This is a genomic window from Corynebacterium sp. HMSC068H04, assembly GCF_001811255.1.
In the GTDB taxonomy this organism is placed as follows: domain Bacteria; phylum Actinomycetota; class Actinomycetes; order Mycobacteriales; family Mycobacteriaceae; genus Corynebacterium; species Corynebacterium hesseae.
The window spans coordinates 2,328-13,748 of record NZ_KV804014.1 but is presented as its reverse complement, the minus strand read 5'-3'; the positions used below and the strand labels follow the sequence as shown (position 1 = coordinate 13,748).

The window sequence follows — 11,421 nt, the reverse complement described above, 5'->3', positions numbered from 1 at the left end:
ACGCTAAAGACTGAATTCTACGACCGTAAGCGATGGACAACCCGTGATGCTGCACGCAAGGCCGTTGCCTACTGGATTGAAGTCGTCTACAACCGTCGGCGCCGGCACTCTGCACTCGGAATGGTCAGCCCCGTCGACTTCGAGAACCACGCCGGCGCAATCAACAGCAGAAAAGAAATAGCTGCCTAACCACTAGGTAGCTCCACTACGTGTCCACGATTTGCGGGCAACCCCAACCTGGGCTTGCTCGTTAGTGAGCTTCGGTTTCGGCCCGGCGACCCTGCCCTGGGCGCGGGCGTGCGCTACGCCTTCACGGGTGCGCTGGATCAGCAGGTCTCTTTCCCACTCAGCGAGAGAGGCCATGACGTTAATGACCACTTTGTCAGCAGGACGCGACGTGTCCAGCGCGGGTTCGAGCACTTTCACGTTGATATCACGTTCCGCCAAGTCAGCGATAGTATTCACCGTCTCAGCGAGGCTGCGACCAAGACGGTCGAGCCTGGTCACAACCAGCGTGTCGTCGGGGCGCATATACGCCAGCGCGTCATCAAGGCCGGGGCGCTGCCACTTCGTGCCCGAGATCGTATCTGTGTAGATGTGGTTTTCATCGCAGCCAGCGTCGATGAGCGCCTCACGCTGGGTGTCGAGAGACTGCCCTTGTTTCGACGTGGAGACACGTGCGTAGCCGATGAGCATTAAACATCCACCCCGTCAGCAAGCGCAGCTGAAAACGGCAACCCCTTCATGAAGCGCTCCATGTAGTCCCAGTTAGGGTCGCCGGTTGGTGTAGCTGGTAGCCGAATAGTCGTCTTCTTCATACGAGTGAGATTCCATTTGTACCCGTATGAAAAACGCCATTTTTCGAATCGGATCGCCGTCACAAGAAACAGTCCTTGCCAGACTGAAATCGATTGACGCGGGATTAAGGCGTTGACGCTTCCACAGCAGCCTGCCCCACAGTGATGCTTGCCGACGCCGGACGCCCACCCTTCGACTGCGCCCGCACCCGAATATCCACACCAGTAATGCGGCCCGTACCACGACCAATGCCATGAAAAGCCTGAATATCGCCCGTGACAGTCAGCGCAGGAGACGGCACCGTTGCGCCAACCATCATCAGTGCTGCCCGACCTTTGCGCAGCTTGCCCAACAGTGGACGGCACCGCACCGGAGAGAGAGCAAGCGCCACTGGCGAGCGATACACAACCAAGTCCAGCCCCTCCGTGAGCACCGCGGCAACACCCAAAGGGTCCACCCCTGGATCCGGCACAGCGATAATGCGGCCCAGATACTTCGGGTCAATTCCGGCATAAGACAATTCCGGCCACCCCACCACACCGGCGTGACCACCTGCTTCCACAACGTGGAGAAGCATCTCCGCAACCAGCGCCGGTGTATCGCTCATATGTGTGACAGCATGGCGCGGTAGACCACAGCCAGGAAGCAGAAATCGAAACTGCTCACCGAGCGAAACCACATCTTCGCTGCCTGTGATCTTCTGTGCGAAGCCGGTACCATCCCCATCACCACCAGGGACAGCACCGCCGATCTGCGCCATTTTGGAGCGGAGCTGGGCGATCTGTTCAGCGTGCGCAGAACCACTGGAGCCCGTCGATACCGTCGATGCCGCCAGGTCCACCTCCGCGACCGTCTTGCGAACACTTGTTCCACTCACGGAAGCTGATTATGCTCCGCGGGCGAACCAAGGTCAATTGAAATTATCGAACATATTTTCTATCGCAGGTCATATGGTAGCGTCCACCTCCATATACGCCTACGACGTCCGCACCCGGACCACCCCAATCCCCACTCCGCTCATCGTCAGAGTCATGGGAACTGTGGGCGTCGCCGGATCCATCGCAGTCATGGTCTCCCAGCTCGCGATCGGCCCCAAACTCCTCATCGCGCTCGGATGCGTTGCCCTTGCTGTCGCCATCACTTTGCTCCACCCCTACCGGGGCGAGATGAGGGCATTCGCGGAAGAGAAGCGGGTAAGTACGGTGCCGTCGATAAGCATGCTCGTGCCGTTAATGCTTTGGTGGCTGGCGCTCATGCTCGCACCTCTCGCGCAATGGCCAGCCTGGGGAGTCACGCTCACATTCGCGCTCGTTGCTGGCGCTGCGTGGGTACTGTACCCGCATGTCGACGGCTCCCGTCGCCTCGCATACGCCGACTAGCAACGCACGCTGGCTAGCAACGCACGCCGACTAGCAACGCACGCCGACTAGCAACGCACGCTGGCTAGCAGCGCTCCCCGACTAGTAGTTCTCGCCGACTAGTAGTTCTTGCTGCGTTGCACGAAACCTGAATCCACAGGCCCTGGATAAGCTAATCCAGGGCCTTAAGTGCACAAACCAGTACACAAGCAGTGCCGATATTCAGGTTTTAGGAAGAAACCTGAAATCACAACGAGGCTACTCGACGCGCTGACGAAGATCGAAGGCGGCGAAACCTCCCTGAACAGGGACTTCAAAGAGGCCAGCGGCATTGTCTACGCCAGCGAATTCAGGTTTCATGCAAGGATCTCTCGATCCTCCCCCTAGACCCGTGCCATTTAGCCAGCGAGCTTTGCCCGCCAAATGCATACTTGAGCCATGGACACCAACAGCTCGTTTCAGGCCATGTGGGACACGCGCCCGCCACGGATCCCCAAAGAACAAGGTGGCAACCCACTAGTCGGTGGCATCTGTGAGGGCATCGGTGCGCGTTATAACGTCGATGTGACCTTCGTCCGCGTCGTTTTTGCTGTGCTGGCGCTCATCATCGGCGGCGGCATTTTCCTGTACCTGCTGTGCTGGTTCACCATGCCGCGTTTTGGCACGCAGACATCCCCCGCACAGGCGATCTTCACACCGAAAGAACGTCTGAGTCCTGTTGTGCTCAGAGACCGCAGCACAGGCTGGCTGTTGTTGATCGGATTGCTGATCTTCTTCCCGTCCGTCACGCTGGGCACGGATCCCAGGGCAGTATTAGCGCCGCTGGCAGGAATCTTCACCGGGTTTGTCGCGTGGTGGCTTCTGCATCAGCGCACGCCAACGCCGCCACCTTCGCTTGGAGTGCATTACAAATAAAACGAGTGGATCTCGATTACATCGGGGCCTTAGCTTCGCTCCAAAAGCCCAGGTAAAAATTCTCACCTGAGGCAGCTATGTAATCGAGATCCACTGACTATTTAGCATCAACTATTTAGCACTAACTATTTAGCGCTGGCACTTAAATCCTGGGTGTCAGCGCTAAAAGCTGGTTACTCCCACTCGATCGTGGCTGGCGGCTTGGACGTGATGTCCAGCACGACGCGGTTGACGTCCTCAACCTCATTGGTGATGCGGGTGGAAATGGTCTCCAGCACCTCGTACGGGATGCGGACCCAGTCAGCGGTCATGGCATCCTCGGAAGCAACTGGACGCAGGACGATCGGGTGGCCGTAGGTGCGGCCGTCGCCTTGGACGCCGACGGAGCGAACGTCGGCAAGCAGGACGACCGGGCACTGCCAGATCTGGTCGTCGAGGCCAGCCTTGGTTAGCTCCTCACGAGCGATCGCATCGGCTGCGCGAAGGGTTTCCAGGCGCTCCTCAGTAACCTCACCGATGATGCGAATACCCAGGCCAGGGCCCGGGAAAGGTTGACGGTTCACGATCACCTCGGGCAGGCCGAGTTCACGGCCAACGGCGCGGACCTCGTCCTTGAACAGCAGGCGGAGGGGTTCGACGAGTTCGAATTCGACATCGTCAGGCAGGCCACCGACGTTGTGGTGGCTCTTGATGTTGGCGGTGCCGGATCCGCCGCCGGACTCGACAACGTCCGGGTACAGGGTGCCCTGAACGAGGAAGTCGACGGGTGCGTCGTCACCAGATTCGGTGAGCACACCAGCAACGGCATGCTCAAAGGAGCGGATGAATTCTGCACCGATAGCCTTGCGCTTGGCTTCCGGCTCGGTGACACCAGCGAGCTTGCCCAGGAAGGCTTCGCGCTCGTCGACGGTGACCAGCTTCGCACCTGTAGCAGCCACGAAGTCGGTCTCGACCTGCTCGCGCTCGCCCTGACGCAGCAGGCCGTGGTCGACGAAGACACAGGTGAGTCGGTCACCGATTGCGCGCTGGACCAGTGCAGCAGCGACAGCGGAGTCCACGCCGCCGGACAGGCCGCAGATGGCGCGGCCGTTGGGGCCGACTTGTTGCTTGACTGCGTCGATAAGCTGTTCCGCAATATTGGAGGCGGTCCAGGTCTGCTCGAGGCCTGCGATCTCGGTGAGGAAGCGCGTGAGCACCTCTTGGCCGTGCGGCGAGTGCATGACCTCCGGGTGGTACTGGACGCCGGCCATGCATAGATCAGCGTTTTCGAATGCGGCGACTGGTGCGCCTTCCGATGAAGCGGTGACCTCGAAGCCAGCTGGTGCCTCGGTGACGGAATCGCCGTGGCTCATCCATACCGGGTGGTTGGTCTGCAGGCCGTGGTGAAGTACGCCGCCGCGCACGTTCATTGCGGTGCGACCGTACTCGCGGGAGCCGGTCTTGGCCACGGTGCCGCCGAGCGCCTGAGTCATCACCTGGAAGCCGTAGCAAATGCCGAAGGTGGGCAGCCCCAGCTCGAAAATTGCCGGGTCGAGCTGCGGAGCACCGTCCTCGTAGACGGATGAGGGACCACCGGAGAGCACGAGAGCCACCGGGTCCTTGGCTTTCAATTCTTCTGCGGAAATCGTGTGCGGAACGACCTCCGAATAGATCCGGGCCTCACGCACGCGTCGTGCGATGAGCTGCGCATATTGCGCGCCGAAGTCCACGACGAGGACGGGGCGCGGGTGAGCGTTTGCGGGTGGGGTCTGCTCTGGTGCATTCGAGGTGGTAGTCACGGATTCAGAGTCTAACTCATGGCCTGGATAGACTGAACAGTCGCGACTGTGCAGGGCGGATTAGCGGTTCAGGGCGGCGTCGATAAGCGTGCTCCCGGAAGGTAAGTAGAGTTGAACGCATGTCGGTGAGCGAATTATCCACTTCGACCCAGAACTATTTGAAGGTCATCTGGAGTCTCACGGAATGGTCAGCGGAACCCGTGACGGCAACCCTGATTTCGAAGCAGACGGGGCTGCGGATGTCGTCGGTCTCGGATGCTGTGCGCAAGCTCGCCGCACAGGGGTTGATCGTGCACGCCCCGTACGGCTCGGTGGAATTGACCGAGAAGGGCCGCGGGTACGCAGTGGACATGATTCGGCGCCACCGGCTCATCGAGACGTTCTTGGTGGAGACTCTCGGGTACACGTGGGACGAAGTGCACGATGAAGCGGAGCACTTAGAGCACGCAGTCTCTGACTACCTGGTGGACAGGCTGGACAAGCTGCTCGGCCACCCCACCCGCGACCCGCACGGGGATCCGATCCCGACCGCCGACGGTACGGTGCCCGCTTTGGACGCATGCCGCCTCACGGATGCTGGGGCGGGCGCCGGTGCAGCGGGGACGACGGTCACTGTCGAGCGGATCTCCGATTCGGACCCGACCCTGCTGAAGTTTTTCGAGGAGAATGGCATCGTTGTCGGCGCCGTCCTCACGGTCACTGAAGGCGCACCGTTTTCCGAGTCGCTCGATGTGAAGGTGGACGGGGCAAAGAACTCAGTTCCGCTCGGCCGCACCGCTACCGATGCGCTGTTCGTCTCCAATTAGCCGTGCCGTTCCGCCCCGGCGCGCACGCGCTGTGACGATCCCTTGGCTCGGGCTGAACAGGTACACCAGCAGGAATGCGATCCCCTGCGCCATGACCACGAGTCCGCCAGGCGAAGCGTCGAGGTAGTAGCTCGCGTACAGCCCCGCGACGGAGCATACGGTGGCCACCGCAGGAGCGATCAGCAGCATGCGGCCGAAACTGTCGGTCAAAAGGTGCGCGGTCGCACCCGGAATGATCAGCATCGCCACCACGAGGATCACCCCGACGGCTTGCAGCCCCACCACGCAGGTGAGCGCGAGCAGGGCGAGCAACACTGCCCCAATCAGCTTCGGCCACAGACCAATCGCGTGAGCATGCACGGGATCGAAAGCGAAAAGCGTGAAATCGCGGCGCTTGAGCACGAGCACGGCCAGCGTGGCCACGCCCAAAACGAGGATCTGCACGAGATCAGCTTTGGAGACGCCGAGCAGGTTACCGAAGATAATGTGATTGAGGTCGGTGTGCGAGGGCGTGACGGAGATGAGCACGAGCCCGAACGCGAAGAGCGTCGTGAAGACGATTCCGATCGCAGCGTCTTCTTTGACCCGGCTCGTATCACGCACGACACCGATCAATCCCACGGCGAGGAAGCCGAAGACCACTGCCCCGAGAGCGAAGGGAACGCCCGCGATATACGCCAGCACCACGCCGGGGAACACTGCGTGGGACACGGCATCGCCCATCAGCGACCAGCCGACGAGGACCAGCCAGCACGACAGCACCGCGCACACGATGGAGGAAATCAGGCTCGTGGCGAACGCGCGGACCATGAAGTCGTAGGCGAACGGGTCGACAAGAAAAGAGATCATCGTTTCATCACATCCAGTCCAAAGGCAGCGGCGAGATTATCGGGTTGCAGGACATCCTTGGGCGAGCCGTGCATGAGCACATGCCGGTTGAGCAGCATCGCTTCATCAGCCAGCTCAGGTAACGCAGGGAGGTCGTGCGTGGACACGAAGACGGTGGCACCGCCGTCTGCAAGCTCGCGGAACAGCCGGGTCATTGTCGCTTCGCTGCGCTTATCGACGCCCGCGAAAGGCTCGTCCAGCAGCATGATCCTCGCCCCCTGGGCAATGCACCGGGCAACAAAGGCGCGTTTCCGCTGGCCGCCGGAAAGTTGACCGATCTGACGTGAGGCATAGTCCGTGAGCTCCACACGCTCGAGTGCATGGTTGACGGCTTCGATATCAGCCCGGCGAGGCCGGCGCGTGAAACCGAGTTGTCCGTAGCGACCCATCATGACCACCTCCCGCACGCTGACCGGGAAATCCCAGTCCACTGCCTCGCGCTGAGGCACGTACCCGAGCACACCGGTGCGGCGGGCAACCGCGGGGTCATCTCCGTTGACGGCGACGGTCCCGGAATCCGGCCGGGTCTGCCCCATGATCGTTTTGAATAGCGTAGATTTCCCGGATCCATTCATTCCGACGAGTCCGCACACGCGTCCCGGCGCAATCTCGAGGGATGCACCGTCGAGCGCGAGCACGCTCCCATAGTGAACGGTGACATCGTGCACGGATATCGCGGGAGTCGCATTCGACGAAACGGCCGCCGCGGCTGATGACGTTTCCTGTTGCACCGTGACACCTACTTCTTACCCGTCAACGCCTGCGTGATCACGTCGGCGTCGTGCTTGATCAAGTCGAGGTAGGTCGGAACCGGACCGTCTTTCTCCGAAAGGGAGTCGACGTACAGAGTGCCGCCGAAGGTGGCGTCGGTTGCATCAACTACCTGCTGCATCGGTGCGTCCGAGACCGTGGACTCGCAGAATACGGCCGGCACGTCGTTCTCCTTGACGAATTCGATGGCACGGGTGATCTGCTGCGGAGTTGCCTCATTCTCGGAGTTCACGGCCCAAATGAACCGTTCCTCCAGACCAGCGTCGCGTGCCATGTAGGAGAATGCGCCCTCGCACGTCACCAGTGCGCGATGCTGCTCAGGCAGGTTCGCCAACTCAGTGACCATGCCGTCCTGGACCTCTTGCAGCTCCTTTTTGTACTGCTCGCCGTTCTGCTTGAAGTCCTCAGCATGGTCCGGATCGAGTTCGCTGAAGGCGGTGACCATATTGTCCACGTACTTCTCCACCTCGACCGGGCTCATCCACGCGTGCGGGTTCGGTTTGCCCGCGCCCTCGTCCTCGGTGATGTCGATCGGGTCCACGCCGTCGCTGACGGTGACGTGGGGCGCGTCGACGTCCTCGACGAATTGCGCGAACCAGTTCTCCAGGTTCAGGCCGTTATCCAGAATGAGGTCGGCATCCGACGCGCGGCGGATATCAGCCGGCGTGGGCTCGTAGCCGTGGATCTCCGCCCCCGGCTTCGTCAAAGAATCCACAGTCAAGTGTTCCCCCGCGACATTCTGGGCGATGTCCTGGATCACAGTGAAAGTGGTCAGCACTTTCGGCTTTCCGCCGTCTGCACGATCCTCCTCCGGCGCGCACGCTGTGAGCGCCGCCGCGAGAATCATCGCCATCATCGCGGCTGCTGCCACGAACGGTGCTGATCGCGACTCCCGCTTTTCCGACCGAACCATTGAGTTTTCCTTTCCTGAAAATGCATTCGCCAAGGCTGTTCCATAAGTTACGCCTAGACGTACTTTTTATTCTGGACAAACTTTAGTCGGACTTACAGGAGAGTCAAGATGAATCGGCTGTGACATACGCCTCACCCCGTAGACATGAAAAACGCCCGGGGGATCATTGAAGTTCCACCGGGCGTTGTCGGCCGCGAAAGTGCGCAGCTAGCTCGAGAGGGTGATATCCACCTTCTGGAAGCTCTTGATATCGGTGTAGCCACACTTCGCCATGACGCGGCGCAGACCGCCGGCGAGGTTGTGCCCACCCCAGGTACTGGTGCTCGGGCCGTGGAGGATGGTCTGCAGGCTCGGGCTGTTGTCGCGGAGGTGCTTCACAACATCCTCGGTAGAAACCGCGTCGTCGAGGCCCCAGCCGAAGCTGAATCCACCGAAATCGATGTGCAAAGAAATCCCGGATTTCTACACCAGTGAGGTGGACGGGCGCGAAGTAAAACGTCCGCGCTATGTCGCACGCGACTACGAGGAAGCGAAACAATACTTCGAAGAGGCAATGCGTTGGCTTGCCGAGAACTTCATCCCCGGCGGCATCGATGCTGTGGCCGGAGGGGATATGAATTTTGACGAGAGCACACCGCATAGCCAGTTCCAGGCCGATAGCTTCTCCCCGAAGCCCGATGATCCGTCAAAGCTCCGCTGTAGGCCAGGTATCGCGTACAACACTGACACCTCGGTCAGGTACAAATCTGGCCCAAAAAAGGGTAAACAGATCTCGGGTAATCAAAAAATGATCGACGCGCAGCGCGGACTCCGTGAACACATGCACGCGCTCGGCTACCCAGTAGAACTGGAAGTCTCCGAACGTCACGATGAATCCCTAAACCTCGACCGCTACACGGAGCAGCAGGATCGTGAACGCGACCTTGCCAACCGCGAGGATGAAGTAGAAGTCAAGCGCCGTTCCGTACACCGCGACATGGACGCGATTGATCGTGACCGCGAGCAAGCAGCAAAAGAACTGGAACAGGCCCAGGCGGACCGTGAAGCAGCGCGAAGTGTACAGGAGAACGCTGAACAGCAGGCTCGCGAGGTTGCAGAGCGTGTGTTGCGTGAAGCACGCGAGAAGGCTGAGCAGGACGTCGAGCAGATCCGTAGCGATGCACAGGCTGCGGCTGAGCAGGCAGTAGGGCTGGCCGAAGCTCAAGCAGATGAGCTGCTGGACCGTGCCGAAGAGGTCAACAGCGCTGCAGAGGCCAAGCTCAAGCGTGCAGAGCAGGAGGCTGAAACGATCCGCAGCGAAGCACGCAAGGAAGCCGAGCGAGACGCAGAAAAGACCCGTAGCGAGGCCACACGAGACGCTGAGAGCACTCGTAGCGAAGCACAACGTGATGCTGTGGCCATCCGCAGCGAGGCCACGCGTGAGCGTGAACAGCTGGCCAACGAACGTGCAGCCCTGGACAGTGAGCGTGAAGCCTTTGACACGGAGAAACGCGCATTCACCGAAAGCCTCGAAGCGCGCCGCGCAGCTGCAGAAGAGGAAGCCGCCATCATTATCGAGGAGGCAACGCAGTCTCTGCAAGAGATTTCCCACGTAGACCGGGTCTTCCTGCATGTCGAACTCGATAACGACCCTGAGATGAAGCAGCGGTATCGGGTTGCTGTTGAGCAGCGTATCCAGCAGGAACGGACCGCCGCACGCCGCCGTGCTCAGGAACGAACCAACAAGCGCCGCCAGCAGCAACAGCGCGACCGCGATGGTGGCATGGAGCTGTAGCAGCTCGCCACACGCCTTGTACGGCCCTGTAGCGGCCTAGCCGGGTGTCGCCGGGGTCAGTGCCCAGAGACAGCGCTAAAACCGCTCTAATTCAGCGAAAATCGAAGAATTAGAGCGGTTGTTTTGTGTAGCGGTAATCCTGTAGTGCTGTGAAATAGCGCGTGTAGTGGCGTGTTTGTTGTGCTGTTGATTGTGTAGTAGAGGTACGTGGCTACAGTGCCGTTAAGTGGACAGTAGATGAGTACGTAGAGAGTGCAGCGAAAGTGCCTGCAGAATGTGATGCAGAGTTACAGCGTCATTTAAGTAGTCAATAAACGTGCTAATGAAATGACATGTAATTTAACTGCGCAGTAAATGTGCCAATGAAGTGGCGCGCCACTACAGGGTGCAGTGAAGTGATTGATCCAGCGGCGTGTAGATGTGTCAGTGCAATGCGCAGCGAAATGGCGTGTTTGTTGCACGGTAAAACAGCGCGTGTCGTGGTGCGTGTATTGCGCTGTGAAATGACGGTGCCCCAGAGCAGGCGCGGTAGCGATCCCCTACCGGACGGCAACGGCGTCATGCGCGGTTTGTACTGAAAAAATAACCCCGCAGGGAATCCCTGCGGGGTGTTGTGGTTAGAACGGCACTTCTTCAGTGTCGTTGGCGGCGGTGCCAGCGCCGTTCTCACGGCGTGCAGCGCGGGCTGCAGACTCTTTCTTCGAGTCGATGAGCTGCACCGTATCGATGCGTGCGATCAGCGGGTAGTGCTTCACGCCATCCTTATCGGTGTAGTTGTCCGTCTTGAGCGAGTAGCTGACCGCGACCCGGTCACCAGCGCCGATGCAGCCGAAGACACCGAGGTTCTTAGCGTCCTGCACGTAGCCGGTGAGTTCCACGATCTCAGACTCCACCTTGCCGGTGTTCTTGTTCTTGAACGTATTACGCGCGTAGACGTTGAGCTTCACGGTAGCGCCGCCGTTTGCGTGCTCAAAGATCTTCGGCTCGCGAGCGGTGTTGCCAACAATGGTGCCGGAGTTGAATGGGTTAGACATGATGATTTCTCCTTTTGAGTGAGTGTGAATTGTCTTTCAATTGTGTGTTTGAGCAGCGGCTTTGCTGCTGCTGAGAAAAGTGCTGTTACAGCACGGCCCAGGGCAGTACTTGCCCTTCTGCTTCCAGGTCGCGTAGCTCTTGGGTTGCACCAGGATCAGCGTCCTCGCCGTCTATGCCGTCGCTCATCAGGTAGAGCAGCTCCAGGTCTTCGTGCGTGTAGTGGTACATGAGTGCCTCCTTGTGGATCGGATATTCAATCCGTTCTTGGAGACAGCTCTGCTGGCTAGAAGTTGCTCCCCTGCTTGTAGAAGATGTGTGTCTTCCCTGGTCATGGCCATGCTGAAAAAGAAAACGGGCCTGACCCCCGGAAAGTAGACACGTCGGG

13 protein-coding genes and 1 pseudogene are annotated in these 11,421 nt (G+C 59.8%); 5 read left to right on the top strand and 9 right to left on the bottom strand.

Going from position 1 to position 11,421, the window contains the following annotated elements:
• A partial coding sequence (locus HMPREF2792_RS12720; RefSeq protein WP_083303849.1) for an integrase core domain-containing protein occupies nucleotides 1–189 on the top strand: 189 nt, incomplete at its 5' end.
• A 3-nt stretch (nucleotides 190–192) separates the two neighbouring features.
• Here the strand turns inward: HMPREF2792_RS12720 and HMPREF2792_RS09275 are convergent.
• Together HMPREF2792_RS09275 and HMPREF2792_RS09270 are read right to left on the bottom strand one after the other, a co-directional pair.
• Nucleotides 193–696, bottom strand: a complete 504-nt coding sequence (locus HMPREF2792_RS09275; protein ID WP_083306426.1) for a recombinase family protein — start codon at nucleotides 694–696, stop codon at nucleotides 193–195.
• 226 nt (nucleotides 697–922) lie between these two features.
• Nucleotides 923–1,675: a hypothetical protein gene (locus HMPREF2792_RS09270; protein ID WP_232748525.1), complete on the bottom strand. Its 753-nt coding sequence runs from the start codon at nucleotides 1,673–1,675 to the stop codon at nucleotides 923–925.
• 376 nt (nucleotides 1,676–2,051) lie between these two features.
• Between HMPREF2792_RS09270 and HMPREF2792_RS13380 the strand changes: the two genes are divergently transcribed.
• Both HMPREF2792_RS13380 and HMPREF2792_RS09260 read left to right on the top strand, forming a co-directional pair.
• On the top strand, nucleotides 2,052–2,177 hold the full coding sequence (locus HMPREF2792_RS13380) for a hypothetical protein (RefSeq protein WP_255366237.1): 126 nt from the start codon (nucleotides 2,052–2,054) through the stop codon (nucleotides 2,175–2,177).
• A 417-nt stretch (nucleotides 2,178–2,594) separates the two neighbouring features.
• Nucleotides 2,595–3,071, top strand: coding sequence for a PspC domain-containing protein (locus tag HMPREF2792_RS09260; RefSeq protein ID WP_070516662.1), 477 nt, complete (start codon nucleotides 2,595–2,597; stop codon nucleotides 3,069–3,071).
• A 173-nt stretch (nucleotides 3,072–3,244) separates the two neighbouring features.
• Here the strand turns inward: HMPREF2792_RS09260 and guaA are convergent, their stop codons facing one another.
• Complete coding sequence (guaA, locus tag HMPREF2792_RS09255; protein ID WP_070533100.1) at nucleotides 3,245–4,849, bottom strand: glutamine-hydrolyzing GMP synthase; 1,605 nt, start codon at nucleotides 4,847–4,849, stop codon at nucleotides 3,245–3,247.
• A gap of 119 nt (nucleotides 4,850–4,968) precedes the next feature.
• On the opposite strand from guaA, the gene HMPREF2792_RS09250 reads away from it, so the two are divergent.
• Complete coding sequence (locus HMPREF2792_RS09250; protein ID WP_070516666.1) at nucleotides 4,969–5,655, top strand: metal-dependent transcriptional regulator; 687 nt, start codon at nucleotides 4,969–4,971, stop codon at nucleotides 5,653–5,655.
• Here HMPREF2792_RS09250 and HMPREF2792_RS09245 read toward each other — a convergent pair.
• From HMPREF2792_RS09245 to HMPREF2792_RS13330, 4 genes and pseudogenes are all read right to left on the bottom strand, one after another.
• Nucleotides 5,605–6,504 carry a metal ABC transporter permease gene (locus HMPREF2792_RS09245; protein ID WP_070516668.1) on the bottom strand — a complete coding sequence of 300 codons (900 nt, stop codon included), beginning with the start codon at nucleotides 6,502–6,504 and terminating at the stop codon, nucleotides 5,605–5,607. The two genes, HMPREF2792_RS09250 and HMPREF2792_RS09245, sit on opposite strands and share 51 nt — an antisense overlap.
• On the bottom strand, nucleotides 6,501–7,181 hold the full coding sequence (locus HMPREF2792_RS09240; RefSeq protein WP_232748524.1) for a metal ABC transporter ATP-binding protein: 681 nt from the start codon (nucleotides 7,179–7,181) through the stop codon (nucleotides 6,501–6,503). Before HMPREF2792_RS09240 ends, HMPREF2792_RS09245 begins: the two co-directional genes overlap by 4 nt.
• Nucleotides 7,182–7,282: 101 nt before the next feature.
• Nucleotides 7,283–8,161, bottom strand: a complete 879-nt coding sequence (locus tag HMPREF2792_RS09235) for a metal ABC transporter substrate-binding protein (protein WP_232745304.1) — start codon at nucleotides 8,159–8,161, stop codon at nucleotides 7,283–7,285.
• A 273-nt stretch (nucleotides 8,162–8,434) separates the two neighbouring features.
• Nucleotides 8,435–8,578, bottom strand: a pseudogene (locus tag HMPREF2792_RS13330) (GuaB3 family IMP dehydrogenase-related protein); the annotation flags it as partial.
• Nucleotides 8,579–8,666: 88 nt separating this feature from the next.
• Between HMPREF2792_RS13330 and HMPREF2792_RS09230 the strand changes: the two are divergent.
• A complete protein-coding gene (locus HMPREF2792_RS09230; RefSeq protein WP_070533096.1) occupies nucleotides 8,667–10,001 on the top strand; it encodes a coiled-coil domain-containing protein in 1,335 nt (444 codons plus the stop codon).
• 617 nt (nucleotides 10,002–10,618) lie between these two features.
• Here the strand turns inward: HMPREF2792_RS09230 and HMPREF2792_RS09225 are convergent.
• Both HMPREF2792_RS09225 and HMPREF2792_RS13060 read right to left on the bottom strand, forming a co-directional pair.
• Nucleotides 10,619–11,035: a single-stranded DNA-binding protein gene (locus tag HMPREF2792_RS09225; protein WP_070516677.1), complete on the bottom strand. Its 417-nt coding sequence runs from the start codon at nucleotides 11,033–11,035 to the stop codon at nucleotides 10,619–10,621.
• Between the two features lie 85 nt (nucleotides 11,036–11,120).
• Nucleotides 11,121–11,264: a hypothetical protein gene (locus HMPREF2792_RS13060; RefSeq protein ID WP_158011595.1), complete on the bottom strand. Its 144-nt coding sequence runs from the start codon at nucleotides 11,262–11,264 to the stop codon at nucleotides 11,121–11,123.
• Between the last annotated feature and the right edge of the window lie 157 nt (nucleotides 11,265–11,421).